This window comes from Mesorhizobium sp. M2A.F.Ca.ET.046.03.2.1 (assembly GCF_003952425.1).
Taxonomy (GTDB): domain Bacteria; phylum Pseudomonadota; class Alphaproteobacteria; order Rhizobiales; family Rhizobiaceae; genus Mesorhizobium.
On sequence record NZ_CP034449.1, the window covers coordinates 3,111,347 to 3,137,350 of the forward strand.

At 64.8% G+C, this 26,004-nt stretch carries 23 protein-coding genes; 11 read left to right on the forward strand and 12 right to left on the reverse strand.

What is annotated here, in order from left to right; genetic code table 11:
- Positions 1–23: 23 nt before the first annotated feature.
- Positions 24–809 carry a DUF2182 domain-containing protein gene (locus EJ072_RS14900; protein WP_126080362.1) on the forward strand — a complete coding sequence of 262 codons (786 nt, stop codon included), beginning with the start codon at positions 24–26 and terminating at the stop codon, positions 807–809.
- Positions 810–953: 144 nt separating this feature from the next.
- Here the strand turns inward: EJ072_RS14900 and holA are convergent, their stop codons facing one another.
- Positions 954–1,997, reverse strand: coding sequence for a DNA polymerase III subunit delta (gene holA, locus EJ072_RS14905; protein ID WP_126080363.1), 1,044 nt, complete (start codon positions 1,995–1,997; stop codon positions 954–956).
- 546 nt (positions 1,998–2,543) lie between these two features.
- Here holA and EJ072_RS14910 point away from each other — a divergent pair.
- From EJ072_RS14910 to lpdA, 4 genes are all read left to right on the forward strand, one after another.
- Entirely contained in the window at positions 2,544–3,776 is a 1,233-nt protein-coding gene (locus EJ072_RS14910) for a 3-methyl-2-oxobutanoate dehydrogenase (2-methylpropanoyl-transferring) subunit alpha (protein WP_126080364.1), read from the forward strand.
- A 2-nt stretch (positions 3,777–3,778) separates the two neighbouring features.
- Positions 3,779–4,792: an alpha-ketoacid dehydrogenase subunit beta gene (locus tag EJ072_RS14915; RefSeq protein ID WP_126080365.1), complete on the forward strand. Its 1,014-nt coding sequence runs from the start codon at positions 3,779–3,781 to the stop codon at positions 4,790–4,792.
- A gap of 13 nt (positions 4,793–4,805) precedes the next feature.
- Positions 4,806–6,116 (forward strand): dihydrolipoamide acetyltransferase family protein, encoded by a 1,311-nt coding sequence (locus tag EJ072_RS14920; RefSeq protein ID WP_126080366.1) that lies wholly within the window; start codon positions 4,806–4,808, stop codon positions 6,114–6,116.
- A 306-nt stretch (positions 6,117–6,422) separates the two neighbouring features.
- The gene (lpdA, locus tag EJ072_RS14925) at positions 6,423–7,820 is read left to right on the forward strand and encodes a dihydrolipoyl dehydrogenase (RefSeq protein ID WP_126080367.1); all 1,398 of its coding nucleotides are present in this window, start codon (positions 6,423–6,425) and stop codon (positions 7,818–7,820) included.
- A 128-nt stretch (positions 7,821–7,948) separates the two neighbouring features.
- On the opposite strand, the gene EJ072_RS14930 is transcribed toward lpdA, so the two are convergent.
- Positions 7,949–9,091, reverse strand: coding sequence for a saccharopine dehydrogenase family protein (locus tag EJ072_RS14930; RefSeq protein WP_281059388.1), 1,143 nt, complete (start codon positions 9,089–9,091; stop codon positions 7,949–7,951).
- An 83-nt stretch (positions 9,092–9,174) separates the two neighbouring features.
- On the opposite strand from EJ072_RS14930, the gene EJ072_RS14935 reads away from it, so the two are divergent.
- Positions 9,175–9,603, forward strand: coding sequence for an Lrp/AsnC family transcriptional regulator (locus tag EJ072_RS14935; protein ID WP_126083638.1), 429 nt, complete (start codon positions 9,175–9,177; stop codon positions 9,601–9,603).
- 267 nt (positions 9,604–9,870) lie between these two features.
- On the opposite strand, the gene EJ072_RS14940 is transcribed toward EJ072_RS14935, so the two are convergent.
- Genes EJ072_RS14940 through EJ072_RS14960 form a run of 5 tightly spaced genes read right to left on the reverse strand, consistent with a single transcriptional unit; the run spans position 9,871 to position 16,066 of the window.
- Positions 9,871–11,898, reverse strand: a complete 2,028-nt coding sequence (locus EJ072_RS14940; RefSeq protein ID WP_126080369.1) for an aldo/keto reductase — start codon at positions 11,896–11,898, stop codon at positions 9,871–9,873.
- A 51-nt stretch (positions 11,899–11,949) separates the two neighbouring features.
- A complete protein-coding gene (gene ugpC / locus EJ072_RS14945; RefSeq protein WP_126080370.1) occupies positions 11,950–13,035 on the reverse strand; it encodes a sn-glycerol-3-phosphate ABC transporter ATP-binding protein UgpC in 1,086 nt (361 codons plus the stop codon).
- A gap of 12 nt (positions 13,036–13,047) precedes the next feature.
- Positions 13,048–13,884, reverse strand: coding sequence for a carbohydrate ABC transporter permease (locus EJ072_RS14950; protein WP_126080371.1), 837 nt, complete (start codon positions 13,882–13,884; stop codon positions 13,048–13,050).
- Positions 13,881–14,741 carry a sugar ABC transporter permease gene (locus tag EJ072_RS14955; RefSeq protein WP_126080372.1) on the reverse strand — a complete coding sequence of 287 codons (861 nt, stop codon included), beginning with the start codon at positions 14,739–14,741 and terminating at the stop codon, positions 13,881–13,883. Before EJ072_RS14955 ends, EJ072_RS14950 begins: the two co-directional genes overlap by 4 nt.
- A 56-nt stretch (positions 14,742–14,797) precedes the next feature.
- Positions 14,798–16,066, reverse strand: a complete 1,269-nt coding sequence (locus EJ072_RS14960) for an ABC transporter substrate-binding protein (protein ID WP_126080373.1) — start codon at positions 16,064–16,066, stop codon at positions 14,798–14,800.
- 106 nt (positions 16,067–16,172) lie between these two features.
- Here EJ072_RS14960 and EJ072_RS14965 point away from each other — a divergent pair, with 106 nt between their 5' ends.
- Positions 16,173–17,042: a helix-turn-helix domain-containing protein gene (locus EJ072_RS14965; RefSeq protein ID WP_126080374.1), complete on the forward strand. Its 870-nt coding sequence runs from the start codon at positions 16,173–16,175 to the stop codon at positions 17,040–17,042.
- Positions 17,043–17,061: 19 nt separating this feature from the next.
- On the opposite strand, the gene EJ072_RS14970 is transcribed toward EJ072_RS14965, so the two are convergent.
- From EJ072_RS14970 to EJ072_RS14980, 3 genes are all read right to left on the reverse strand, one after another.
- Positions 17,062–18,435, reverse strand: a complete 1,374-nt coding sequence (locus tag EJ072_RS14970) for a HAMP domain-containing sensor histidine kinase (RefSeq protein ID WP_126080375.1) — start codon at positions 18,433–18,435, stop codon at positions 17,062–17,064.
- Positions 18,436–18,480: 45 nt separating this feature from the next.
- On the reverse strand, positions 18,481–19,158 hold the full coding sequence (locus EJ072_RS14975; RefSeq protein ID WP_126063578.1) for a winged helix-turn-helix domain-containing protein: 678 nt from the start codon (positions 19,156–19,158) through the stop codon (positions 18,481–18,483).
- Between the two features lie 236 nt (positions 19,159–19,394).
- Positions 19,395–20,174 (reverse strand): hypothetical protein, encoded by a 780-nt coding sequence (locus EJ072_RS14980; RefSeq protein ID WP_189343357.1) that lies wholly within the window; start codon positions 20,172–20,174, stop codon positions 19,395–19,397.
- A 222-nt stretch (positions 20,175–20,396) separates the two neighbouring features.
- On the opposite strand from EJ072_RS14980, the gene EJ072_RS14985 reads away from it, so the two are divergent.
- On the forward strand, positions 20,397–21,023 hold the full coding sequence (locus EJ072_RS14985) for an isoprenylcysteine carboxylmethyltransferase family protein (protein ID WP_126080377.1): 627 nt from the start codon (positions 20,397–20,399) through the stop codon (positions 21,021–21,023).
- A gap of 311 nt (positions 21,024–21,334) precedes the next feature.
- Here the strand turns inward: EJ072_RS14985 and EJ072_RS14990 are convergent, their stop codons facing one another.
- Together EJ072_RS14990 and EJ072_RS14995 are read right to left on the reverse strand one after the other, a co-directional pair.
- On the reverse strand, positions 21,335–21,544 hold the full coding sequence (locus EJ072_RS14990) for a hypothetical protein (protein ID WP_126080378.1): 210 nt from the start codon (positions 21,542–21,544) through the stop codon (positions 21,335–21,337).
- The gene (locus EJ072_RS14995; RefSeq protein ID WP_126080379.1) at positions 21,541–22,296 is read right to left on the reverse strand and encodes a COG4280 domain-containing protein; all 756 of its coding nucleotides are present in this window, start codon (positions 22,294–22,296) and stop codon (positions 21,541–21,543) included. The genes EJ072_RS14990 and EJ072_RS14995 overlap by 4 nt, the downstream gene beginning before the upstream one ends.
- 296 nt (positions 22,297–22,592) lie before the next feature.
- Between EJ072_RS14995 and EJ072_RS15000 the strand changes: the two genes are divergently transcribed.
- The 3 genes from EJ072_RS15000 (at position 22,593) to EJ072_RS15010 (ending at position 25,871) form a co-directional block, all read left to right on the forward strand.
- Positions 22,593–23,612, forward strand: a complete 1,020-nt coding sequence (locus EJ072_RS15000) for an LLM class flavin-dependent oxidoreductase (protein ID WP_126080380.1) — start codon at positions 22,593–22,595, stop codon at positions 23,610–23,612.
- A gap of 309 nt (positions 23,613–23,921) precedes the next feature.
- Positions 23,922–24,434: a transposase gene (locus EJ072_RS15005; RefSeq protein ID WP_245467314.1), complete on the forward strand. Its 513-nt coding sequence runs from the start codon at positions 23,922–23,924 to the stop codon at positions 24,432–24,434.
- Between the two features lie 435 nt (positions 24,435–24,869).
- Positions 24,870–25,871 (forward strand): substrate-binding domain-containing protein, encoded by a 1,002-nt coding sequence (locus EJ072_RS15010; protein WP_126080382.1) that lies wholly within the window; start codon positions 24,870–24,872, stop codon positions 25,869–25,871.
- Positions 25,872–26,004: the final 133 nt, after the last annotated feature.

A 26,004-nucleotide genomic window follows, 5' to 3' on the forward strand; every position in this document is an offset into this window, starting at 1 on the left:
CCTGGCAGCAGAACGGCCCGCTCATGCCGCTGACCCTGCAGCGAAACATCATACTCGCGTTGCTGATCGCCGCGGCCGCGGCGGCGTGGTGGGCGCTGCTTGCCTGGCATCAGATGGGCATGGATGCCGACATGCGCATGGACTCTCCCAGCATGGGCATGACGGCCGCGCTGTTTCTTACCGTCTGGCTGATCATGATGATCGCCATGATGTTTCCGGCGGCGGCGCCGATGATTCTGACCTTTCACCAGGTGCAGAGAGGCAAGCGGGGCCGTGGCCAGGCCTTTGTGTCGACCTGGGTGTTCGTAGCCGGCTACATGCTGGTCTGGGCGGCGACGGGCGTTTTGGCTTTTGCCGGCGCGGCGGGCGCGGAGATGCTTGCCGGGCGTGTGGGATTGTCCGCAGCGACGGACGCGCGGATCGACGGCGCGCTGCTGATGTTGGCGGGCGCCTATCAGCTCTCGCTGTTGAAAGACCTGTGCCTCGCCAAATGCCGCTCACCGATCGGTTTCATCCTGACCTCATGGCGCGATGGGCGGTTAGGCGCGGTGCGCATGGGCCTGCGGCATGGGCTCTTTTGCCTGGGCTGCTGCTGGCTGTTGTTTCTCGCTCTGTTTCCGCTCGGGATCATGAACCTCGCCGCAATGGCCGTGGTCACGCTGCTGGTCTTTGCGGAGAAAACATTCCCGTATGGAGAGCGGATTGCGAAGGTGTCGGGCGTGGCCCTGCTTCTTTATGGCGCGGCGGTGCTGATCCTTCCGCAGGCGCTGCCAACTTTCCAGCCGATGGACACGATGACGATGAACTGACTGAAGGCGGCTCTCTGGCAAAGATAGTCTGACGTCATCATAAACGCCGTGAGTGCCGCTGCGGTTGGCTGATACGCTGGCGGGACAGCGCCCCCCTCTGTCCTGTCGGACATTTCCCCCACAAGCGGGAGATCGGCTAATCGCCTACCTCTGCCCCAATCTCGCGCTTTCGATCGCGATGCCGAGCAGCGCCTGCCTGGCCAAGGCCTCCGACAGGTCCGGCCGCTTGCGCGTCTGCAGCACGGCCGTCTGCAGCCGGCTGAGCGCCCGACCGAGCGCCTCGACGTTCCAGCGCTCCAGCGTCTTTTCCACCAGCTTGCGGCGCGAGAAGAAGACGGGCGGACGGGCGCCGGCAACGACCGAGGCGGCGTTGCGGCCGCCGCTCTCCATCTGGCCGCGCATCACCTGGATCGCCTGCAATTGCCGCATCGCCGAGGACAGCACCAGGAACGGATGGCCGCCGGACTGGCAGTGACGGGTGAAGGCGATGTCGAAATCGCCGACCTTGCCGTCCAGCATGGCATCGACCGCGGCATCGAAGGAAGCGCCGGAGACGTCGCCTGACAGCGCGTTGATGTCCTCGATGCCGATCTCCTTGCGGCCGTGCGCGTAAAGAACCAGCTTCTCGATCTCGCCGCGCGAGGCGAGGCGGTCGCCGCCGAGATTGCGTCGCAGCGCCTGCCTCGCGTCCAATGTCATCGACATGCCGGCCTTGCGCAATTCGTCGTCGATCACCGAATCCAGGTCGCGGGCTTCATCGGCATAGCAGGGCAAGGCGATGGCGTTGCCGGCGGCCTCGACGATAGCCCTGAGGCCCGTGCCCTTCTTCAGGTCGCCCGCCTCGATCAGAATGACGGCGTCGCGGGCGGGCTCGGTGGTCAGCGCCTTGATGTCGTCGGCCAGCGCCTTCTGGCCGCTGGCGTTGCGCACCCAAAGCAGCCGCCGGTCGGAAAACATCGGCACGGTGCGAGCCTCGTCGAGCAGCCGGCCCTCGTCGCGGTCCACCTCCGCGCCGTCGAGCTTGACCACCGAGAACGGATCATCGAGCGGCAGTCCGGTCTTCGCCGCGAAGGTCTTCGCGCGCTCGGCGACAAGGCCGCGGTCGGGACCGTAAAGCAGGACGATTCCCATGGAGGGATCGGGCCTCGCCAGCCACGAATCGACCTCGTATCCTTTCTTCTGTGCCATGCGGGGTGAGTTAGCATGAGGCGGGGACGGAGTGAACGGAGAAGCGGCGGGCCTCTCTTCGTCATTCTCGGGCTCGACCCGAGAATCCATGCCGTGACTTCTACCGCGGAGCACAACGGTGCAGAATATTCTGTAACCGCGGCAACGCCTTGGCGTAACGGCATGGATTCTCGGGTCTGCGCGCGTCGCTCCGCTCCTTGCTCCGCCCTAGAATGACGACCGCAAGATAGCGTTCTGTCACGCCCCCCTCTGCCCTGCCGGGCATCTCCCCCACGAGGGGGGAGATTGGCTGCTTCGGCCGCTGCGCATATCCCAATTACCTTTTCTGGCTCCAATCGCCCCGCAAACTTCCGCCAAATTGCGCGGGGCGCGAAAACATAGACAAGAAATTTCGTCGCCATATCTGCATCTTGAGCCTGCGCGCCGCATCGGCTTGCCGGGGCCGGCGCCGGGGAGGAAGGCCCCGCCCAGACCCGGCGAATTGGCACTGGTCTGGCGGCGCGGATGTGCAAAGATCGCACCGGCAACATTGGAGGATGTGAGCTCATGGCCGATGCTGGAATGTTGCGCTTTCATGTGCCCGAGCCAGAGGTGCGGCCTGGCGGCACGCCCGATTTCTCCAATGTGACCATTCCCAAGGCCGGCTCGGTGCCGCGTCCCGAGATCGACGTCGATCCGCGCACCATCCGCGACATGGCTTTCTCCATCATCCGCGTGCTGAACCGCGCCGGCGAGGCCGTCGGGCCATGGGCGGGGCTGCTCAGCGATAAGGAATTGCTCGAAGGCCTGCGCCATATGATGACGCTTCGGACCTTCGACGCGCGCATGCAGATGGCGCAGCGCCAGGGCAAGACCTCCTTCTACATGCAGCATCTTGGCGAGGAAGCGGTGAGCTGCGCATTCCGCAAGGCGCTTCAGCCGGGCGACATGAATTTCCCGACCTATCGGCAAGCAGGTCTTCTCATCGCCGACGGCTATCCGATGGTTTCGATGATGAACCAGATCTATTCCAACGAGGCCGATCCGCTGAAGGGTCGCCAGCTGCCGGTCATGTACTCCTCTAAGGAGCACGGTTTCTTCTCGATCTCGGGCAATCTGGCGACGCAATATATCCAGGCGGTCGGCTGGGCGATGGCCTCGGCGATCTCCAACGATTCGCGCATTGCCGCCGCCTGGATAGGCGACGGCTCGACGGCGGAGTCCGATTTTCACGCGGCGCTGGTTTTCGCCTCGACCTACAAGGCTCCTGTCGTGCTCAATGTCGTCAACAATCAGTGGGCGATCTCGACCTTCCAGGGTATCGCCCGCGGTGGCTCCGGCACGTTCGCCGCGCGCGGCCTCGGCTTCGGCATTCCTTCGCTGCGCGTCGACGGCAACGACTACCTCGCCGTGCACGCCGTGGCGAAATGGGCGGTCGAACGGGCGCGCGCCAATCTCGGACCGACACTGGTCGAATATGTCACCTACCGCGTCGGTGCGCATTCGACGTCCGACGATCCGTCGGCCTACCGGCCGAAAGCCGAGTCCGACGCCTGGCCGCTCGGCGATCCGGTTATCCGGCTGAAGAACCACCTCATCCAGAAGGGCGTCTGGTCCGAGGATCGCCATACCCAGGCGGAGGCCGAGATCCTCGAAACGGTGATCGCAGCGCAGAAGGAGGCCGAGGGCCACGGCACGCTGCATGCCGGCGGCAAGCCGTCAACCCGCGACATGTTCGAGGGCGTCTATGCCGAGATGCCTCCGCATCTCAGGCGCCAGCGCCAGCAGGCAGGGGTCTGACCATGCCCAGGCGTACCATGATCGAGGCGATCCGCGACGCCATGGACGTGTCGATGGGCCGCGACAACAAAGTCATCGTCTATGGCGAGGATGTCGGCTTCTTCGGCGGCGTGTTCCGCGCCACGCAGGGCCTGCAGGCCAAATACGGCAAGAGCCGCTGCTTCGACGCCCCGATCAGCGAATCGGGCATCGTCGGTTCGGCCATCGGCATGGCTGCCTACGGGTTGAAACCCTGTGTCGAGGTGCAGTTTGCCGACTATGTTTATCCGGCCTACGACCAGATCGTATCGGAGGCAGCGCGGCTGCGGTACCGTTCGAACGGCGACTTCACCTGCCCGATCGTGGTGCGTATGCCGACCGGCGGCGGTATCTTCGGCGGCCAGACGCACAGCCAGAGCCCGGAAGCGCTGTTCACTCATGTCTCCGGCCTGAAGGTGATCGTGCCGTCCAATCCGCATGACGCCAAGGGCTTGCTGATCGCGGCGATCGAGGATCCCGACCCGGTGATCTTCCTCGAGCCGAAGCGGCTCTATAACGGGCCGTTCGACGGTCACCACGACAAGCCGGTGACGGCCTGGTCGAAGCATGAGCTCGGCGAGGTTGCCGAGGGCCACTACACGATCCCCCTCGGCAAGGCGGCGATCCGCCGGCCCGGATCGGCGGTCACGGTGCTCGCCTATGGCACGATGGTCTATGTCGCGCAGGCCGCGGCCGAGGAGACCGGCATCGACGCCGAGGTGATCGATCTCAGGACGCTGCTGCCGCTCGACCTCGATACGATCGTCGCCTCGGTGACGAAGACCGGACGCTGTGTCGTCGTGCATGAAGCGACGCTGACTTCCGGCTTCGGCGCAGAGCTGGTCTCGCTGGTGCAGGAGAACTGCTTCTACCATTTGGAAGCCCCTGTGGCGCGCGTCGCCGGCTGGGATACGCCCTATCCGCACGCGCAGGAATGGGACTATTTCCCCGGCCCGGCGCGAATCGGGCGCGCGCTCGTCGAAACATTGGAAGCTTAGGGGGAGGCCTGAGATGGGTGAGCACGTCATCAAGCTTCCCGATGTCGGCGAAGGCGTCGCCGAGGCCGAGCTTGTCGAGTGGCATGTCAAGGTCGGCGATCTCGTGCGCGAGGACACGGTTCTGGCCGCCGTCATGACCGACAAGGCAACCGTCGAAATCCCGTCACCGGTTGACGGCGAGATCCTCTGGCTCGGCGCCGAGATCGGCGACACGGTGGCAATCGGCTCGCCGATCGTGCGGCTGAAGGTAGCCGGCGAAGGCAATGTGAAGGCGGCCGCCCAGGCCGTGCCGGAAGAGAAGGCGCCCGCTGCGTCGGCCGAGCCAAAACCAGCGCCGGCACCGGCCATGCCGAAAGCGGCACCAAAGCCAGCCGATCCGCCGGCTAAGGTTTCGCCAGCCGCAGCGCCGAAGGCCGCGCGCCCTGCTGCCGTTTCCGGCGCGCCGCGCGCGGAAGGCGAGAAGCCGCTGGCCTCGCCGGCCGTGCGGCTGCGAGCGAAGGAAGCCGGCATCGATCTGCGCCAGGTTCCGGGCAGCGGTCCGGCCGGGCGCATCAGCCATGAAGACATTGACGCGTTTGTGGCACGCGGCCCGCAGGTTGCGCGCGCCACCGGCCTTGCGCGCAAGGACGGCGTCGAGGACATCAAGGTCGTCGGGCTCAGGCGCAAGATCGCCGAAAAGATGTCGCTGGCGAAATCGCGCATCCCGCACATCACCTATGTCGAGGAGATCGACGTCACGGCCTTGGAGGAACTGCGCGCGACGCTGAACAAGGAGAAGCGCGCCGATCGCCCGAAGCTGACGCTGCTGCCCTTCCTGATACGGGCGATGGTCAAGGCGATCGCCGAGCAGCCCAACCTCAATTCACTGTTCGATGACGAGGCCGGGATCATACACCAGCATGAGGGCATTCATATCGGCATCGCCGCGCAGACGCCGAACGGGCTGGTAGTGCCGGTGGTGAAACATGCGGAGGCGCGTGACCTGTGGGACAGCGCTGCGGAAGTCAACCGGCTGGCCGATGCGGCCAAGGCCGGCACGGCGAGCCGCGAGGAGCTGTCCGGCTCGACCATCACCATCACCTCGCTCGGCGCCATGGGCGGCGTGGCGACGACGCCGGTCATCAACCATCCGGAAGTGGCGATCGTCGGCGTCAACAAGATCATGGTGCGGCCGGTCTGGGACGGCACCCAGTTCATTCCGCGCAAGATGATGAACCTGTCGTCCAGCTTCGACCACCGCGTCATCGACGGCTGGGATGCCGCGGTGTTCGTGCAGCGCATCAAGGCGCTGCTCGAGACGCCGGCGCTGATTTTCGTGGATTGAAAATGACCACGGTCGCAAAGACCCCCTCACCCGGATTGCCAGCCGAATTGCGAAGGGCAATGCGGGGCAATCCGACCTCTCCCCGAGGGGAGAGGTGGTCGCCGGCGACTCCGCTGTCCTCTTCTCCCCTCGGGGAGAAGGTGGCCGCGAAGCGGCCGGATGAGGGGGTCTCCAGGGAAAGCCAGCGCCTCACTCCGCTGGAACACCCCTCATCCGTCTCGGCGCTGGCGCGCCGATCCACCTTCTCCCACAAGGGGAGAAGGGGAGGCGCGCCGCGACGTTCGCCATCAAGAAGAGCGTAAGCCCATGAAAGAAATCTCCTGCAAGCTGCTGGTCATCGGCGCCGGTCCGGGCGGTTATGTCTGCGCCATCCGCGCCGGACAACTCGGCGTCGATACGGTGATCGTCGAAGTTGCGAAGCCCGGCGGCACCTGCCTCAATGTCGGCTGCATCCCGTCCAAGGCGCTGATCCATGCCGCGGAGGAGTTCGAGAAGATCGCGCATATGGCCTCCGGCAAGGATCCGCTCGGCATCAAGGTCGCCGCGCCGACGCTGGACCTCGCAAGAACCGTCGCCTGGAAGGACGGTATCGTTAGCCGGCTCAACAGCGGCGTGGCCGGGTTGTTGAAGAAGGCCAAGGTGAAGACGGTGCAGGGCTGGGCGACGTTCCGCGATGGAAAGACGGTCGAGGTCGAAACCGAGACCGGCACGCAGGTCATCCGCGCCGAAACGGTGGTGATCGCCAACGGCTCGGCGCCGGTCGAGCTGCCGTTCCTGCCTTTCGGGGGACCTGTGATTTCGTCCACCGAGGCGCTGGCGCTGAGCGACGTGCCGAAGAAGCTCGCGGTCGTCGGCGGCGGCTATATCGGGCTCGAGCTCGGCATGGCCTTCGCCAGGATGGGCGCCAAGGTCACGGTGGTCGAAGCGTTGCCGCGCGTGCTTGCGCAATATGATGCCGAGCTGACGCGGCCCGTGCTGAAGCGGCTTGGCGAGCTTGGCGTCGAGGTCATGACGGGCGCCAAAGCGAAGGGATTGTCGACCAAGGGCGATGCGCTGCTGGCCGAGACGGCGGACGGCAAAAGCGCCAAGATCGCTGCCGACAGGATTTTGGTCACGGTCGGGCGCAAGCCGCTCACCGAGGGGTGGGGTCTTGAGCAGATCGACCTCGACAGGACGGGAAAATTCATCCGCATCGACGACCAGTGCCGCAGCTCGATGCGCGGCATCTTTGCCATCGGCGACGTCACCGGCGAGCCGATGCTGGCGCATCGGGCGATGGCGCAGGGCGAGATGGTGGCCGAGATCGTCGCCGGCCACAAGAGAAGCTGGGACAAGCGCGCCATTCCCGCGATCTGCTTCACCGATCCGGAGCTGGTCACCGCGGGCCTGTCACCGGAAGAGGCGAAAGCGTTCGCCGGCGAGGTCAAGATCGGCCAGTTCCCCTTCGCCGCCAACGGCCGGGCGATGACGAAACAGGGCGAGGACGGTTTCGTGCGGGTCGTGGCGCGCGCCGACAATCATCTGGTGCTCGGCATTCAGGCGGTCGGGCAAGGCGTGTCCGAACTGTCGGCGGCCTTCGGCCTGGCGCTGGAGATGGGCGCGCGGCTGGAGGATATCGCCGGCACGATCCACGCGCATCCGACGCAAGGCGAAGGTTTCCAGGAAGCGGCGCTGAAGGCGCTGGGCCACGCGCTGCATATTTGAGCTCCTTACCCTCCCCCTTGTGGGGAGGGTCGATCCGCGAAGCGGAGCGGGGTGGGGGTTCTCGTAGGGCGCTGCCCCCTCCCCGGCGCTGCGCGCCGACCCTCCCCACAAGGGGGAGGGTGGGAGACTCACCCCGCCAGCCGGCTCACCATCTCGTGCTGGGCATAAGCCCGGCCGAAGCGGTTGGCGAGGAAGGCGTCGAGGGCGATGTCTTCCTGGCGCACGAAACCCTTGGCCGGGAGCGAGCCGTCGGCCAGCATGTCGAGCACGGCGCAGATGCCCGACGCGGTGGTGATCTGGATGGCGCTGCGCACGATGTTGCCGACGCGGTGCGAATAGATCTTGTTGGCGTAGGTCTCCTGCAGCAGGCGGCCGTTGCGGCGGCCCGAGACGGTGACGAAGACGATGACCACATCCTGCAGCGTCGCCGGCAGGGCGCTTTCAAAGATGTCCTTCAGCACGTCGCGGCGGTGGCGTAGCCCGAGGTCGTTGAGCAACGCCTTCATGATCGCGGCGTGGCCGGGATAGCGGATGGTGCGGTAGTTCAGCGTGCGCACCTTGTCCTTCAGCGTCTCGGCCAGAGTGCCGAGCCCGCCCGAGGTGTTGAAGGCCTCATAGGTGACGCCATCGAGCGAGAATTCCTCGCGCTCCTCCAGCGGAGGCACTTCGATCAGCTCGCCCTCGACGATCGCCTCGCAGGGCTCGCAATATTCGTTGATGACGCCGTCGGTGCTCCAGGTAAGGTTGTAGTTCAGCGCATTGGACGGATATTGCGGCAGCGCGCCGACGCGCATGCGAACGCTTTCCAGCGTGTCGAAGCGGCTGGCGAGGTCGTTGGCGACGATCGAGATGAAGCCCGGCGCCAGGCCGCATTGCGGGATGAAGGCGTTTTTCACACTGCGCGCCAGTTCCTTGACGCGGCGGGTCGAGACGACGTCCTCGGTGAGGTCGAGATAGTGCACACCGGCGGCGGCGGCCGCCTCGGCGATGCGGGTTGTGAGGTGGAAGGGGGCTGCGCTCAGCACGGCGAACTTGCCGGCAAGGATTTTTTCCAGTTCGCCCGTGGTGGCGATGTCGAGCTCCTGCGTCGCGACGCCGGCCGGCAGCTCGGCGGCGGCAAGCTGGGCCGCCGAGCGGTCGACCAACGTGACGCGGTAGTCGCCCGTGGCGCTCAGCATTTCGGCGATGGTCGAGCCGATCTTGCCGGCGCCGACGACAACGATGTTCTTCATGATCAATTCCCCTGCCAAATTTCGAGTCACAGGAATCATCGCAGCTTGCCTGTCGAAAGGAAGCGTGGAATCTGACAATGTGAAGCTGAACTTTGGACGATCTGCTGAAAGGTTTCGTCGAAATGCTCACTCAAGCCGAACAGGCCCTGCTCACTTTGCTGCGCGCCAACGCTCGGGCCTCGACCGCCGAGCTCGCGCGCCAGCTCGGCGTGTCGCGCACGACGGTGCAGAGCCGCATCGAGCGGCTGGAGCAGCGCGGCATCATCGCCGGCTATGGGGTCCGGCTGTCGCCCGACTATGAGCAGGGGCTGGTCAAGGCGCATGTGTTGCTCACCGTCACGCCGAAACTCGCCGACAAGGTGGTGCGGAGCCTTGAAGCGATGCCGCCGGTCACGACCGTGCATTCGGTGAGCGGCAATTTCGACATGATCGTCATCGTCGACGCGCCGTCGATCCGCGACCTCGACGCGCTGCTCGACCGGATCGGGGCGATGGATGGGGTGGAGCGGACCTCGTCGTCGATTATCTTGTCGACCCGGGTTGATCGGTGAAACTGTTGAGATGCTGGCGCGGGGCCCCCTCTCTGTCCTGCCGGCTTTCGTCGCTCGGAAAGCCAAGCAATTGGCTTCCCGTCCGCTGTGCGGACCGCTCCTCAACCCCCTCAAGGGGGGAGATCAGATGTGGCGCCGGCTTTCGCTAATCGCCAACGTTGCAAAGGGAGCGCCGGCGCTGAAGCTGCCAATCTCCCCCCTTGAGGGGGGAGATGCCCGGCAGAGCAGAGAGGGGGGCGAAGGAACGCGACGCCCCTGATTTTCCCCCTAAGCCCTCCTCCGTTCCGCACCCTCGTCCAGCCAGGCCACATCCTCCGGCGTCAGCTTGATATCGAGCGCCCTGAGGCTGTCCTCCAGCTCGTCCAGCGTGCGCGGGCCGATCAGCGGGACCGACGGGAAGGGCTGCGCCAGCACGTAGGCCAGCGCGATATGGATCGGGCTCTTGCCGAGTTTTCGGGCCAGCTCGATGGCGCGGTCGCGGCGGGCGAAATTCCTTTCCGAGTACCAGACCCGCACCAGCTCCTCATTGTCAGTCCGGTCGCGGCCGGCGCGGTCGGTGAAGAAGCCGCGGCCCTGGCTCGACCAGGCGAAGTGCGGCATCTGCCGCGCCGCCAGCCAGGCCTTCCACGCATCGGTCGAGGAGGTGACGCAGCCTGCCCAGATCGGCTCCAGCATTTCAGCCAGCGAGAAATTGTTGGAGAGCGCGCCGGGCTTCTGCCTGCCGTTCTTCTTGGCATAGGCAATCGCCTCGTCCATGCGCTCCATCGTCCAGTTGGAGCCGCCGAACAGGCCGCGGATGCGGCCGGCCCTGGCCTCGGCGTCCATGGCGTCGACGAATTCGCCGACCGGCACATCCGGATTGTCGCGATGCATGAAATAGATGTCGACATGATCGGTCTGCAGCCGGTCGAGCGACTGGGCCAGCTGTTTTGCAATGACATCGGGATAGCAGAGCGGCGAATGCGCACCCTTGGCTATGATGACCGATTTTTCGCGCACGCCGCGATTCTTAAGCCACTGCCCGAGCAGCGTCTCGGTGTAGCCGCCGCCATAGACAAAGCCGGTGTCGAACAGATTGCCGCCGGCCTCGAAATAGGCGTCGAGCAGGATCGAGCCGGAGGAGAAGCTGCGGAAATCCTCGAAGCCGAGCGCCAGAAGCGAGACGGGTTTCGGCAGGCTAGGAAGGACGCGCTTGCCGATGGCCGTGCCGTCGGTACGCAGCGGCCGGCCGGATATGGTGTTGAGGCGCTTAGCCGGCTTTTCGATCTCGTATTCGAGACCGACGGCGGCGCGCCACTTGTCGAGGACGCGCAGCGTGCCGAGGCTGTCGGCCCAGGACATGCCCGGCCAGGCGAATTCCTGCCTGCCTGCCTGGATTGCTTCGCCCGCGGCATCGACCTCGAAGGAATAGAGGTGACGCGTCTCGTTAAGGCTGATCACCTCGCGAGCCGCCCCGGACCGGATCACCTCGATCCGGCCCGGCCCGACATCGCGGTTGCCGCCGGCAAACCAGAAATCGGGCACCTCGATCCGGCCCTTTGCGCCGAAAATGCGCAGGATGTTGTCCTGGTCGAGCGAGATGCTGCAGGAGATTTCGGCGACGATGCCGCCGGCAAAGTGCAGCAAGGCGGAAGCCCATTCATCGACGCCGGATTGGCCGAGATGGGCCGCGCCCAGGACCTTGTCGGGTTCGGCAAAGGGCTGGCCCGTGGCGGCGCCGGCGATCAGCCGCGCCATCGAGACAGGATAGCCGCCGACATCGAGGATGCCGCCGCCAGCGAGGTCGTTGGCATAGAGCCGGTGCTCGGGCATGAAGCCCGGCATGGCGAAACCAAAACTCGACTTGATCATGCGCACTTCGCCGATTGCGCCCGACTTGATCAGCTCGACCAGTTGCCGGGTCTGCGGGTGCAACCGATACATGAAGGCTTCGCCAAGGAAAGTGCCGGCCTTGCGCGCCGCATGCATCATGGCGTCGGCCTCGAAGGCGGTGAGCGCCAGCGGTTTTTCGCACAGCACATGCTTGCCGGCTTCGGCCGCCTTGATCGCCCATTCGGCATGGCCGGGATGCGGGATCGAAATATAGACGGCGTCGACCTGGCCGTCGGCGAGCAGCGCCTCATAGCCGTTGAGGATGCGCGCGCCCGGAAAGGTCTCGGCTAGGCCCGGCTTGGCAGGGTTGCGGGCGCCGAGCGCGACCAGTTCGCCGGTGCGCGACTGCGCCACACCGCCGGCAAAGGATTTCGCGATGCTGCCGGGCCCGAGGATGCCCCAGCGGATTTTTCCAGATGTCATGTCGAATTCTCCATGGGTCGCCGCCTCGTCTTGGGGTCGGGCGGAAGAAAGTCAGCGAATCCTCGCGCCTGATTTGTCGAAAAGCAGCGAACGCTCGGCCTTGATCGAAACGGTGAAATGATCGCCGCCGGCGCGCTGGCGCGAGGCCTCGCGCTCGACGATCAGCTCCTCGGGCCCGGCGTTGGCGTAGACATAGCTCACGGAACCAAGATGCTCGGCGACGTCGGCCTTGACCGGAATGTCGCAATCGCCCTCGCCGGCCTCGAAGAAATGCTCCGGCCTGACGCCGAGCACGATTTCGGCGCCGATGGCGGGAAAAGCATCGCGGAGCGGCTTGCGCAGCCTGGCGCCGCCATGGTTGACGAGCTCGACGATCGCGGCGCTGTTTGACGTATCGACGACTTTGGCGCTGAGGAAATTCATCTTTGGCGAGCCGATGAAGCCGGCTACGAATCGGTTGGCTGGATCGTCATAGAGGTCGAGCGGCGCGCCGATCTGCTCGACATTGCCGGCCTTCAGCACGACGATGCGATCGGCCAGCGTCATCGCCTCGGTCTGGTCGTGCGTCACATAGATCATGGTGACGCCGAGCTCCTTGTGCAGGCGCGAGATCTCGACCCGCATCTGCACCCTGAGCTCGGCGTCGAGGTTGGAGAGCGGCTCGTCGAAGAGAAAAACCTGCGGCTCGCGCACGATGGCGCGGCCGATGGCGACGCGCTGGCGCTGGCCGCCGGAGAGCTGCTTCGGCCGGCGCTGCATCAATTCGTCGATGCGCAGGATCTCGGCGGCGCGTTTCACGCGGCGTTCGGTGTCGGCCTTCGGGTTGCCGTTCATGCGGAGACCGAAGGAGAGGTTCTGCTCGACCGTCATATGCGGGTAGAGCGCGTAGGATTGGAACACCATGGCGATGCCGCGGTCGGCCGCCTCGACATCGTTCATCACCTTGCCGCCGATGGCGATGTCGCCGCCGCTGATGTCCTCCAGCCCGGCGATCATCCGGAGCAGCGTGGACTTGCCGCAGCCGGAGGGGCCGACGAAGACGACGAACTCGCCGTCGGCGATGTCGATGTTGGCGCCGTGCACGACCTCGAAGGAGCCGAAACGTTTTATGACATTGGTAAGGGTGACGGCGGCCATCGCGCTTCTTTCCTATTTGACCGCGCCGGCGGCGATGCCGGCGATGAAATGACGCTGCAACAGCACGAAGACGATGAGCATCGGAACCGTCAGCATCACGGCGCCGGCCATGATGCCGCCCCAGGAAACCTTGGTCAGGCCGATCAGCGTGCCGAGCGCCACCGGCGCGGTCATCGCGCCGGGCTGGCTGTTGATCAGCAGCGGCCAGAGATAGTTGTTCCACGAGGCGAGGAAGAGGATGATCGCCAGCGCCGCCAGCATCGGGCGGGCCAAGGGCAGCGCCACGAACAGGAAGATGCGCCATTCCTTGACGCCTTCGACGCGCGCCGCGTCGAACAGTTCGGCCGGCATCATCGAGAAAGCCTGGCGCATGAAGAGCACGCCGAGTGAATTGAACAGCGGCGGGACGATCAGCGCGATCCAGGTGTTGGCCAAAGCGAAGTCGCGGGCCACCATGATGAATTGCGGGATGAGCACCACCGCGTAGGGAAGCGTGATGGTGCCGAAGATGATCGCCACCACCGCGCCCTTGCCGTGAAACTCGTAACGTGCCAGCGCCCAGCCGGCCATCGAGGTGAGCAGTACCGAAAGCACGGTGTAGGTCACGGCCACCGAGACCGAGATTCCGATGGCGCCGACGAAATTGGTGTCGCGCTGCAGATTGTTGAAATTGTCGATGAAGCCGTCATGCGGCAGAAGCTCGATGCCCGGGCTGAAGATGCCGTTGTCCGGCATGGTCGAGAACACCACCATCATCCACAGCGGGAACAGCCAGATCAGCGCCAGCGGCGTCAGGAAGAGATGCAGCAGGATGCTGCGGCCGAGCCTTGCCTGCGAGCGCGAGATCATTTCGGCTCCCTCATCAGCCAGAGCTGCACCAAGGTGATGGCGATGGCGAGGCCCGCCATGGTGTAGGCGACGGCCGAGGCGTAACCGAAATTGAGCGACCGAAAACCTTGGCGGTAGAGCAGCAGCCCAAGCGTTTCGGTGCCACCGCCGGGGCCGCCACGCTCGGTGATCAGGAACGGCTCGGTGAAGAGCTGCATGGTGCCGATGATCGACAGCACGGCGCAAAAGACAATGACGGGCTTCAAGAGCGGCAAGGTTATGTGGAAGAACTGCTTCACCTTGCTGACGCGGTCGAGCGTCGCCGCCTCGTAGAGGTCCTCCGGAATGGACTGCAGGCCGGCGAGGATGATGATGGCGTTGTAGCCGGCCCAGCGCCAGGTCACCGCGATCATGATCAGCGCCATGGCCGGCGTGACGTTGGAGAACCAATCGACTTTGGGCAGGCCGACGCTGTTGAGCAGCTTGTTGACGATGCCGAAATCGAGGCTGAACATCAGGCGAAAGACGGCCGAATAGGCGACCTCGCCGACCACGACCGGGGCGAAGAAGGCGAAGCGATAGAGGCCTCGCGCCTTCAAGAGCGGCGAATTCAGAAGCACCGCCATGACGATCGCCAGCGCAATCATCACCGGCACCTGGATGACGAGGATCAGCAGTGTGTTCTTCAGCGCGTTGTAGAAGGCGGGGTCGCCGATCAGGCGGCCCCAGTTGAAGGCCGGCGCGAAACGCCACGGCACGGTCCGCGTCGCCTGGAAGGAGATCAGGAACGAGGAAATGATCGGCCAGATCCAGAAGACGGCGAAGATCAAAAGGTAAGGCGTGAGGAAGCGGTACGCGGTGGCGTTCTGGGTGCGCATGGCTTCCTCCTTTCTTCGTTTTCCCTTCTCCACTTGTGGGAGAAGGAAAAGCGGCCTTACTTCACCGGCAGGCCGGTGGCGGCGGCGATCTGCTTGGCGGCGTCGTCGAGCGCGGCCTTGGCGTCGGGATAGCCGTTGGCCAGATATTTGGTCTGCACGGCGCGGACGATGATCTCGGCGTCGCTCTGGAACTGGGTGCCGCGGCTCGGCACCACCTTGGGCAGCGTGGAGAGGATATCTTTCCAGACCGCCTGGCCGCCCCAATATTCCTGGCCCTGCGCGACGTAGGGATCGTCGAGCGCAGAGACCAGCGACGGCACGAGGCCGAAATCCTTCAGCATGGTGATCTGGCCGTCGTTGGTCCCCAGCGTGTATTTCAGATAGGCGTAGGCCGCTTCCTTGTTCTTCGAGGCCGATGTGATGGCCAGCGACGACCCGCCGAGATTGGCGGCGCGCGGGCCATCGGCGGTCAGGCTCGGCATCAGATAGACGCCCCATTTGCCGCTTTCCTTCGGCGATTCGGTGCGGATCGTGCCTTCATACCAGCCGCCATAGACCTGGGTGGCGACGGTGCCGGCGGTGTTGTTGGTGATCTTGGTCGACCAATCGGCCGACGACACGATGCCGGCGTCCTTCATCTCCTTGACCTTGGTCATGGCGTCGACGCATTTCGGCTCGGCCACGGTGATCGACTGGCCGTCCTCGGCGAAATAGGCGCAGCCCTGCTCGTTGGAGATCATGCGGAAAAATTCGGTGTCGCCGTTGAAATCGGCATTGGTCATCGACACGCCGGGATTGGCGGCCTGGATCTTCTTGCCGGCGGCGATGAAATCGTCCCAGGTCTTGATCGAGGCCGGATCGACGCCTGCCTTCTCGTAGAAGTCGCGGCGGTAGAAGACGGCGACCGGGCCGGAATCCCATGGCATGGCATAGGCCTTGTCGCCGATCTCGAGCTCGGTGCGCTTGAAGTCGGGGAATTTCTTCTGGTCTTCGGCGGTGTAGCCCAGCGTGTGCAGGTCGACGAAGCAGTCCGGGAACTGGCTCCAGTAGTTCTCGGCCTCGCCGTTCTCGATCGTGACGATGTCGGGCAGGCCGACGCCGCCGGCGGCGCAGCCGGCGATCGACTTGTCATAGGTCGGCTGGTTGCCGAGGTCCTGAACCGTGACCTTGATGTCGGGATATTTCTTGTTGAAGCCCTCGACCGTCGACTTCAGCGACGAAGCGGCGATGTTCCAGCTCCAGATGGTGATCTCGCCGGACTGCGCCAGCGCCGGGCCTGAACCCAGGGCAAGCAAAAGCGCGGCGCAGGTCAGTGTGGTGCGCATTGAAATCCTCCCATTTCATTTGCTCTCTCGCTGTGAGCGTGGCTAGATTATGCGGCGCGGAAGGCTTGTCCCCGACAGAGGGAATAAGAAGTTGGCGGAAAGTAAGATGCCCGAGCGTCCGTTCTACCAGCCTGGCGCGAGCAGCGTCGAAGGCCTGCCGCTGGCCTTGCAGATGTTCCACAACCATCCGCTGGTGATGCTGAAGCCGCATTGGCACGCCCAGGTCGAGGTGAACTTCATCGTGCAGGGCAGCGTGCACTACCGCATGGCCGAGCATGAGATTTCGCTGTCGGCCGGCGAGATGTGCCTGTTCTGGGGCGGCCTGCCGCACCAGATGGACGATCTGACGGACGACGCTGTCTATGCCGGCGCGCATCTGCCGCTGGTGCATTTCTTCAGGCTGCATCTGCCGGCCGATGTCAGGCACCGGCTGATGACCGGCGCGACGCTGGTGACCAATGCCACCGATCAGTCCGACAATGACAATTTCAAGCGCTGGAACGATTATGCGCGCTCGGGCGATCCGGCCAGGACAGAGCATGCCGTCAACGAGCTGCTGCTTCGGCTAGAGCGGGTGCGTTTCGAGCCCTACCGGCTGGTGCCCGGAACCGCCGCCGGGCATGGCGCGGGCAGCCCCTTCGACCAGCAGTCCTCACGCAATGTCGGGCGCATGTGCGATTTCATCGCCGAGAATTTTCTCTACGATATCGACTGCGTGAACATCGCTTGCGCCGCCGATATCCATCCCAAATACGCCATGAGCCTGTTCAAGAAATCGACCGGCATGACGCTCAACGAATATGTCAGTCTCTTGCGGCTGAGCTATGCGCAGGCACTTCTGATGCATGAGGACGCCAATGTGCTGAAGGTCGCGATGGACTCCGGTTTCGGCTCGCTCAGCGCCTTCAACAAATCGTTCCGCAAGCTTGCCGGCATGTCGCCGTCCGATTTCCGCCGGGCGGGCGCCGCGCGGTGACTGCCAAAGCGGATCCGAATCAGGCGGCTTTCACCGCCGGGAAGCTGACCGTGACGCCGAGACCCGGTTTGCAATCCTCCAGCGTTATCACGGCGCCATGCAAGTCGGCCACAGCCTTGGCAAGGCTGAGACCCAGGCCGCTGCCCGGCGTCGTGCGGCTCGCATCCAGGCGGTAGAGCCGCCGGAACACCTTTTCACGCTCCTCGGCGGGAATGCCCGGGCCATTGTCGCGGACATGGATAAGGACGTGGCTGCCATCCCTGGTCACTGAAAGTCCGATCGCGGTCCCCGGCGGGCAATGCCGGAGCGCATTCTCGACCAGATTGGCGAGCATCTGCATCAGCAGGTCCCGGTCGCCGTGGATATACCATTTCGTATCCGGAACGACGCCCGTTGAAAGGGACTTGCCGTCATCCTCCGCGACATCGGCATAGACGTCGCCGATGGTCTCGACGATAGGCCCGACATCCAGATCGACGAAGCGCGCCTTGCGGGCGCCGGCCTCGATCTGGGCGACGCGCAGAAGCGCGTCGAAGGTGCTGTTGATCTGCTGGCTCTCGGCGCGGGCGTCGGTCAGCTCGGCCGAGACATCCTCGCCCGACACCGTCTTGTCGGCGGCGGATTCCAGGATCATCTGCAGCCGGTTGAGCGGCGTCTTGAGGTCATGGGCGATGTTGGCGCTCACCTCGCGCATGCCGTCTACCAAGGCCGACAGGCGCTCGAGCGCGGCATTCACCTGGGCGGAGACGGCGTCGATGTCGTCGCCGCTGCCGATCAGCGGGATGCGGGCGTCGAGCCGGCCATGCGAGACGTCCACCATGGTGCTGGCGATGCCATCGAGGCGCCGCTGGACACGCGAGGCGAGCACGGCGCCGCCGCCGATCGCCAGAACGGTGATGACGAGCGTAGCCCAGCCGAAGCTCATCAGCACGATCCTTTCGAGATCCTCGGTTTCCGAAAGCGAGAAGGCGACGGTCAAATTGTTGTCGCCGACCGTGCCCGAATAGGCGCGGTATTCGGTACCTGGCGGCACGCCCGGCAAGTCGGCTGCGAACATGGAAAACCCATCCGGCAGGCCGGAGGCGGTGAAATCGCCGGCGAGGCGGTTGCCGGCCTTATCGGTGAGGGAAAAGATCTGGTCCTTGTCCTGGCTGAACTGGGCATGGTCCCTGACGGTGGAGACGAGATCCTCCTCGTCGCTCTCGGCATGGGTCGCGGCGATCAGCGAGTAGGTCTCCTTGATCGACTGATCGAGCTGCCTGGCGAGCGAGGCACTCATCAGTTGATAGACGACCGCGCCGGACAGGATGAAGGCAAGCAGGAACAGGAAAGCGAAGGTCAGCGCCAGCCTGAACGGCGTGCTGCGCAGCAGGCTGGAGCGCCTATCGCTCATGCGCGCGCGAAGGCGCTTGGTCGCCCGGCAATCGCGGATGCGGGATCAGGCCGGAACATGCAGGCTGTAGCCGGTGTTGCGCACCGTATGGATCAGCGGCACGTCGAAGGGCCTGTCGACCTTGGCCCTCAGCCGGCTGATATGCGTCTCGACGACGCTGGTCTTGGGATCGAAGTGAAAATCCCAGACGCGCTCCAGCAGCATGGTGCGGGTGATGACGCGCCCCTCGCCGCGCATCAGCACCTCAAGCAGGCTGAACTCGCGCGGCTGCAGGTCGATCGGCTGACCCTGTCTGGTCACGCGGCGCTGGATCAGGTCCATTTCGAGGTCGGCGACTCGCAGCGCCGTCTTCTGCTCCTGCGCCGCCGGCCGGCGGCCAAGCGCATGAATGCGGGCAAGCAGCTCCGAAAAGGCGAAGGGCTTGACCAGATAGTCGTCGCCGCCCGCCTCCAGGCCCTCGACGCGGTCGTCGACGCCGCCGATCGAGGTGAGGAAGATAGCCGGCGTATGGATGCCGGCGGCGCGCACGGCCTTGATCATCGACAGGCCGTCGAGGCCGGGAACCATGCGGTCGGCGACGATCACGTCATAGGCGTTGCGGGTCGCGGCGAAGAGGCCGTCATGGCCGTCGCGCAAAAGATCGCAGACATGGCCGGCCTCGGTCAGCCCGCGGACGATATAGTCGGCGGTTCTCGGATCGTCCTCAACAAGCAGAAGTCGCATCGCCCCGTGCTGTCCTTGCCGCAACCTCGCCGGCATGGCGGCGCCGGCCGGCTCTTTCCTGGCTGGTTCTCCAGGATATGATGCCGAAACGCGTGAAGCGGCTCTCGGGCGGCATCATGCCCCATCTCGTCGTCTCGGCGCAATTCCGGACGGATTGCACCAACCATCTGCTTTACGCATTCGGGGACCGAAGACCGCTACACATTTTTGCGAGACGGCTGGTTCAGGGATCGCGCTCAGTCGAGCAGGGCCTGCTCGTCCTCGTCGATCAGGCTCTTCAGCGTCATATAAAGAACGATGACCACGATAGAGCCGAGGAAGGTCAGGCTGGTGAAAGTGGTGCCGAAGCCCATGCCGCCATATTCGACCGGCCGCGCCAGCAGGTCGCCGAAGGAGGCGCCGAACGGTCGGGTCAGGATATAGGCGAGCCAGAAGGCGAGGATGGCATTCAGGCCGAGGACGAAATAGCCAAAGGCGATCGCCGCGATGACGCCGCCAAAGATAAGGCCAGTGGCGAGATAGCCAAGGTCGAAGCGCTCGGCGACCAGATCGCCGGCGGCGGTGCCGAGCGAGAAGGTGAACAGGATCGCCAGCCAGTAGAAGATCTCGCGCCGGGTGGTGAAGACGGTGTGGATCGACAGGGTCTTCTCACTGGCGTACCAGGCGATGAAGGTCAGGGCGAGGGCGACCGAGAAGATGATGGTCGTCGTCTCCAGCCGCACGCCGAAATTGTCGACGAGGTTGTCGGTGACCAGGGTGCCGACGACGCTGGTCAGGACGACCGCCAGCCAGTAGGCCCAGGGCACGTAACGCTTCTGCGCGAATTGCAGGACAAGCGCGACAATGAGAATGCCGCTCATGATCAGCGACGTGACGATAAGGCCGAGCCCGAGATTGACGGCCAGATAGTCCGCCGCCGTCTCGCCCATGGTCACCGCCAGGACCTTGATCAGCCAGAAATCGAGGGTGACGTCCGGGACCCGGTTCAATTCGAACCCGTATTCGTTGGCTGTCATGGTCATGGCTATGGCTGTCATCCTGTAAGGGCCGGTCGTCGGCGCTCTGTTCAAGCCGACAACCCGTGGCAATCAGGCTAGACGCGTAAATTCACCGCGGCCTGTCCGCATCCTTACAAATTCGTAAGGACGGCCAAAAACATTCGCCGGGTCTCGTCATCGCCCGGCGGAAGCGCTAGAGAAAGCCCGGCGTCCGTCTCGGCGCCGCAGCGGTGAGAAAGAATGGCCTCCCTCAAAGCGGCGCCGAAAGCGTTCGACCAGCACAAGCGCCTGATCTTCGTGCAGGTGGCAGCCGTGCTTGCCGTCATCCTGCTTCTCTTCAGCAGACCGGCGCTGGCCGAAGGATCGAACGGACATGAATCGCTGGAGACGATCGGCTTCGCGATGGTGCTGGCCTGCTTCCTGGGCCGGCTGTGGAGCATCCTTTTCGTCGGCGGCAGGAAGAATGACGAGCTGATCGTGTCCGGTCCGTTCTCGATGACCCGGAACCCACTCTATTTCTTCTCGACCGTCGGCGCGGTCGGTATCGGGCTGATGTTTGGCTCGGTGCTGGCGGCCGCGATGCTCGGCCTGGCGAGCTTCCTCGTCTTTCGGTTCACCGCGCGCAAGGAGGCCGCGTATCTTGCCGGCAAGTTCGGCGCGGCTTACGCGGCCTATGCCGAACGCACGCCGTCCTTCTGGCCGAACCCGCTGCTCTACCGCGACGAGGCGCAGTGGCTGTTTTCGACGGGCGCGCTGAGGAACACGTTCCGCGACGGGCTCTATTTCCTGGCTCTGTTTCCGGTGATCGAGGCGGTCGAGTATTTCCGCCTCAGCGGCCACCTGCCGACGCTTTTTACGGTCTATTAGTTGCCCGGCACGGAACGACCGGCGGCTATGTTTGCTTGGCAGGCGGCATAGGCTGCAGATTGGCCGAAGCGCCTATCGCGATCGTCATCCTATGGCGGAGCAAGGAGCGAAGCGACGCGCGCAGACCATAGGATCCATGCCGTGACGTCGAGGCGTTGCCACGGTGCAGAATTCTGCGCCGCTGCGTTCCTTGGCCAAGGTCACGGAATGGATCCTCGGGTCTGCGCTCCGCTTCGCGTCGCTCCGCCCGTGGATGACGAGGGGCTTCGCCGATCTTCAGCGGTTGCGAGGCTTCACGGATTGAACGCCGGTCAACGCGCCCTGTCGCGCGCGGCGCGGCGCGTACTCTCCAGGATAATTGCCAAACAGCCGGCGAGAAGCAGTAGGCCGCCGACGAGCGGCGGCAGCCTCAGGAGTTTCACCGCGGCGGTGACGAGCGCGATCAGGATCAGCGCCAGCAGGGCCAGATTGCCGTCGTCGACGAACATGCCGACGAGTTCCTTGAAGACGAGACGGATCATCGAGCAACTCCCGTAGTAGGCGCCGGGTAAGCGCCGCGCAGCCAGCGCATAATGGCGAAGGATGCGGCGGCAGTGACGGCGAAGATGGCGAGCAGAGCGAGGTCGGCGCCCGGCCACTCGGCGCCGAGGCCTTCGCCGGTCCACAACACGCCGAAGCTGGTCAGCATCAGCCCGACGACGAATTTCAGCGAATTCTCGGGCACGCGCGCCAGGGGCCGGTGCACGGCAAGGCCGATCAGCATCACCAGCACGAAGGCCGCCAGCGCGCCAAGGCCGGCATAAAGCGTCTGGCCATGCGCGGCGCCGACGGCAATGACGATGAACACCACTTCGACGCCCTCGAGCAGCACCGCCTTGAACGACGCGACGGCGGCCAGATAGTCGGCACGGCGGTCGCCGGCCTGCCGCCGCAACATCGCGGTCTCCTTGGAAAAGGCCTGCTCCTCGTCATGCAGCGCGATCACGCCGACGCTGCGCAGGATCGCCTTCCGCAGCCAGCGCATGCCGAACAGGATCAGGAGCACGCCGACCACGAATTGCAGGACCGCGATGGGGACGAGCGCCAGCAGCGGGCCGAAAATAAGCACCAGCGCCGCAAGCAGGGCGAGCGCAAGTGCTGCGCCCGTCAGCGCGGGGCGCCAGCCGCGCGTCACCCCGACGGCAAGCACGATGGTGAAGGCTTCGACGACCTCGACGAAGGACGCCAGGAAAGAGGCCGTCACGGTGGAAAGTATCGGTGTCAGGCCATGCATGAAGCTTTTGTCCAATGCTGGGGAATCATCGGCTGGTGGGAACGATACAGCGCACGAGAGGCGGCGAGAATGCCGGAGGTGATCGCAGGGGCCGATCGGCGCGCTGGCACCGGCCTGCGCCACATGTGCCGTGGTTTGATCGCGCTCCGAGGCGAGAGTGGGACCGGACATTTCGAAGACTCATTGACGGTCTGTATCCGTTCGGTGTCCGTTGTATCGCGGCGCTGCCCTGGCTATCTGCGGGAGCAACAAGGCATTTGAGCGGCCGACGAGCCGCTCCAGCAGGAACGGAGCACATGAAGAAGATCGGATTTCTGTCCTTCGGGCATTGGTCGCCCTCGCCGCAATCGGGCACGCGCTCGGGCGCCGATGCGCTGCTGCAGTCGATCGACCTCGCGGTCGCGGCCGAGGAGCTCGGCGCCGACGGCGCCTACTACCGCGTCCACCATTTTGCCCGGCAGCTTGCCTCGCCGTTTCCGCTGCTGGCCGCCGCTGGCGCCAAGACCAAGCGGATCGAGCTCGGCACCGCCGTCATCGACATGCGCTACGAGAACCCGCTTTACATGGCCGAGGATGCGGGCGCCGCGGACCTGATCGCCGGCGGGCGCTTGCAGCTGGGCATCAGCCGCGGCTCGCCCGAGCAGGTGATCGATGGCTGGCGCTATTTCGGCTACGTGCCGCAAGAGGGCAAGAGCGACGCCGACATGGCGCGGAATCACGCCGAAATCTTCCTCGACCTGTTGCGCGGAGAAGGCTTTGCCCAGCCCAATCCGCGCCCGATGTTCCCCAATCCGCCCGGCCTGCTCAGGCTCGAGCCCTTCTCGGCCGGCCTGCGCGATCGCATCTGGTGGGGCGCGGCCACCGACGCCACCGCCGTCTGGGCGGCCAAGCTCGGCATGAACCTGCAGAGCTCGACGCTGAAATTCGACGAGAGCGGCGAGCCGCTGCATGTCCAGCAGGCCAAGCAGATCAGAGCCTATCGCGCCGCCTGGAAGGAAGCCGGCCACGCGCGGGAGCCGCGCGTCTCGGTCAGCCGCAGCATCTTTGCCCTCGTCAACGACATGGACCGCGCCTATTTCGGCGGCAGCGAGGGCGAGGACCATTTTGGCTATATCGAGCCCGAGAAGCGCGCCGTGTTCGGCCGCACCTATGCCGCCGAACCGGACGTACTGGTCGAGCAGCTCAGGGAGGACGAGGCGATCGCCGAGGCCGACACGCTGCTGCTCACCGTACCCAATCAGCTTGGCGTCGACTACAACGCCCATGTCATCGAGTCGATCCTGAAGCACGTCGCGCCGGCGCTGGGCTGGCGGTGACGGCGGTTGGGCGGTGGTATCATGCCGGCGATGATGATCAACATTTGACTCTATGACAGGCCTGCGGGCGCCAAACCGCCGGCGTTAGCGCCGCCCCTCATCCCCTGCCGGGAACTTCTCCCCGTATAGTGACGGGGAGAAGGCGCTGGCAGCGGCCGGGTGCTTGTTCTGCAGCGCTGGCGATTGGCGAAACCATTCGCGGCAGCGTCTTTCTCCCTGTCACTATACGGGGAGAAATGTCCGGCTATTCGAAGCGACAATGGCCCACCCTTTGCGTCGGCCGGCGTCACAGGGCTGACGCCGCTGGCAGTGCGCTTCATTAAGCTCGGCATCGCCCTGGAGCGCATCCAGCCAGGCAAGCCGCAGCAGAACGGGCGCCATGAGCGTTTCCATCTGACCATGCTGCCGATGGCCGATGCACCGAAGGCTGACAAAGCGGCTCAAGCCAGGGCCTTCGAGGACTTCCGGCGCAGCTACAATGAGGAGCGTCCGCACGAGGCGCTGGGCATGGACACCCCGGCACAGCATTACCGCCCCTCGACCCGACCGATGCCGAAGACAGCCCCTGAACCCGATTATCCGACCGAGGCAGCGGTGCGCGGCGTGCGCCAGAACGGCGCGGTCAAATGGCGGGGCACCGAGATCTATGTCTCGGCCACGTTGGCCGGCGAACCGATTGCCATTGAAGAGACCGAGGATGGCGAGTGGACGATGCGCTTCCACACCCATCCGCTCGGCTTCATCGATGAGAAGCACATGAAACTGGTTCGCCGCAGCGCCGCGCCAAGCCGACCGCTTGGCGCTGCGGCGACCGCATCATAGGGAGAGAAAACTGTTACCTATGTATCCGGTTCAAAGTGTTACCCATCTATCCGCTGGACACGGCAGGACAATGAGGGGCGGCGCCGGCCTCTCAGGCACAGGCGCAGGCAGCACTTCAAATGATGCCTCGGCAGCTGCTTCCCGATATTGACACTCGCCAAAACTGCGGCTTCCTTATGCGTAATCGGTTGCGTAACCGATTGCGGAGTGAACGGAAGGCTCGGGCATCGGCTGTGGCGGTTTGGCGTCAACGACAATTACCTTGTCGTCGTGCCTGCCGTAATCCTAGACGCGTCCCGCGTAAGTGCAGAAGATCCGCCTGATCGATTCCAGTAGGGTGCGTAGCGGTTTTCAGTCCGGGAATTGCGCAGGAAGATGGAGCGGGTTAGCGATTCCACGCTAAAGCGCTCTCGGAAGCTACCGGGACCAGGGCTCATGACGACCATTGCCGATGTCGCGCGCTATGCCGGGGTGTCCGTCGCAACGGTCTCGCATGTGATGAACCATACCCGCCATGTCGAACCGGAAACGGCCGAGCGCGTGCGCGCCGCGATCACGGCGCTGCGCTACAGCCCGAACTCGGTGGCGCGGAGTCTGCGGCGCGGCGAGACCAAGACCATCGGCCTGCTGCTGCCCGACAATTCCAACCCGTTCTTCGCCAGCGTCGCTCGGCAGATCGAGGATGCCGGCTTCCTCTCCGGCTACACGGTTATCCTGTGCAACTCCGACGGCAACGCCGCAAAGGAGGAGCGCTACCTCTCGGTGCTGATGGCCAAGCAGATCGACGGGCTGATCTTCGCCGGCTCGTCCGATCATGCGCGGGTGTTCGCCCGCCTGCTGCCCAGCATGCCGGCTGTGCTGCTCGACCGCGAGATCCAGTCGGTCAATGTCGATTCGGTGCTGGTCGACCATGACCATGGCGGCTATCTCGCCGGCAAATATCTGGCCGGGCTCGGGCATGAAAAGATCGGTGTCATCGGCGGCCCGCGCGATTCCAGCTCCAGCCCGGCCCGCCTGCGCGGTTTCGCGCGCGCGCTCGACGAGGCGGGCCTCGAGCTGCCGGCCTCGTCGGTCGTAGATTCCGACTATCATTTCGCCGGCGGGCGCCTGGCGATGGAGCAGCTGATGGCGCAGGCGCCGGACATCACGGCGGTGTTCGCCTGCAACGACCTGATGGCGATGGGCGCGGTCACGGCGCTGCGCTCGCGCGGATTGCGGGTTCCCGACGATATCTCGATGGTCGGGTTCGACGACATCCCCTATGCCGTCACCACCTGGCCGCCGCTGACGACGATCGCGCAGCCGGTCGAAAAGATCGGCACGCGCGCGGTGAGCCTGCTGCTCGAGAGGCTGGGTGAGCCGGAAGCGCCTTCCAGACGCGAAGTGCTGGCGCCGGTGCTGGTCGAGCGGGAAAGCTGCGCGGCCTTGCGTCGGTAGCGCTGGCAATCATCAGCGCTGGCGCCGCCCCCTCATCCGGCCGCTGCGCGGCCACCTTCTCCCCGCTGGGGAGAAGAGGCTGGCGCCAACGTCGGCAATCTCCTCTCCCCTCGGGGAGAGGTCAGCCGAGCGA

Excerpts from the sequence above, each read along its gene's own strand:
- EJ072_RS14955 (WP_126080372.1), bottom strand. The coding sequence starts at position 14,741 with ATGCGCACCCAGAACGCCACCGCGTACCGCTTCCTCACGCCTTACCTT.
- EJ072_RS14960 (WP_126080373.1), bottom strand. The coding sequence starts at position 16,066 with ATGCGCACCACACTGACCTGCGCCGCGCTTTTGCTTGCCCTGGGTTCA.
- EJ072_RS14915 (WP_126080365.1), top strand. The coding sequence starts at position 3,779 with ATGCCCAGGCGTACCATGATCGAGGCGATCCGCGACGCCATGGACGTG.
- EJ072_RS14990 (WP_126080378.1), bottom strand. The coding sequence starts at position 21,544 with ATGATCCGTCTCGTCTTCAAGGAACTCGTCGGCATGTTCGTCGACGAC.
- EJ072_RS14900 (WP_126080362.1), top strand. The coding sequence starts at position 24 with ATGCCGCTGACCCTGCAGCGAAACATCATACTCGCGTTGCTGATCGCC.
- EJ072_RS14910 (WP_126080364.1), top strand. The coding sequence starts at position 2,544 with ATGGCCGATGCTGGAATGTTGCGCTTTCATGTGCCCGAGCCAGAGGTG.
- EJ072_RS14995 (WP_126080379.1), bottom strand. The coding sequence starts at position 22,296 with ATGCATGGCCTGACACCGATACTTTCCACCGTGACGGCCTCTTTCCTG.
- lpdA (WP_126080367.1), top strand. The coding sequence starts at position 6,423 with ATGAAAGAAATCTCCTGCAAGCTGCTGGTCATCGGCGCCGGTCCGGGC.
- ugpC (WP_126080370.1), bottom strand. The coding sequence starts at position 13,035 with ATGGCCGCCGTCACCCTTACCAATGTCATAAAACGTTTCGGCTCCTTC.
- EJ072_RS15000 (WP_126080380.1), top strand. The coding sequence starts at position 22,593 with ATGAAGAAGATCGGATTTCTGTCCTTCGGGCATTGGTCGCCCTCGCCG.
- EJ072_RS14950 (WP_126080371.1), bottom strand. The coding sequence starts at position 13,884 with ATGATCTCGCGCTCGCAGGCAAGGCTCGGCCGCAGCATCCTGCTGCAT.
- EJ072_RS14970 (WP_126080375.1), bottom strand. The coding sequence starts at position 18,435 with ATGAGCGATAGGCGCTCCAGCCTGCTGCGCAGCACGCCGTTCAGGCTG.
- EJ072_RS14930 (WP_281059388.1), bottom strand. The coding sequence starts at position 9,091 with ATGATTCCTGTGACTCGAAATTTGGCAGGGGAATTGATCATGAAGAAC.
- EJ072_RS14940 (WP_126080369.1), bottom strand. The coding sequence starts at position 11,898 with ATGACATCTGGAAAAATCCGCTGGGGCATCCTCGGGCCCGGCAGCATC.
- holA (WP_126080363.1), bottom strand. The coding sequence starts at position 1,997 with ATGGCACAGAAGAAAGGATACGAGGTCGATTCGTGGCTGGCGAGGCCC.
- EJ072_RS15010 (WP_126080382.1), top strand. The coding sequence starts at position 24,870 with ATGACGACCATTGCCGATGTCGCGCGCTATGCCGGGGTGTCCGTCGCA.
- EJ072_RS14920 (WP_126080366.1), top strand. The coding sequence starts at position 4,806 with ATGGGTGAGCACGTCATCAAGCTTCCCGATGTCGGCGAAGGCGTCGCC.
- EJ072_RS14975 (WP_126063578.1), bottom strand. The coding sequence starts at position 19,158 with ATGCGACTTCTGCTTGTTGAGGACGATCCGAGAACCGCCGACTATATC.
- EJ072_RS14935 (WP_126083638.1), top strand. The coding sequence starts at position 9,175 with ATGCTCACTCAAGCCGAACAGGCCCTGCTCACTTTGCTGCGCGCCAAC.
- EJ072_RS14965 (WP_126080374.1), top strand. The coding sequence starts at position 16,173 with ATGCCCGAGCGTCCGTTCTACCAGCCTGGCGCGAGCAGCGTCGAAGGC.
- EJ072_RS14980 (WP_189343357.1), bottom strand. The coding sequence starts at position 20,174 with ATGACAGCCAACGAATACGGGTTCGAATTGAACCGGGTCCCGGACGTC.
- EJ072_RS14985 (WP_126080377.1), top strand. The coding sequence starts at position 20,397 with ATGGCCTCCCTCAAAGCGGCGCCGAAAGCGTTCGACCAGCACAAGCGC.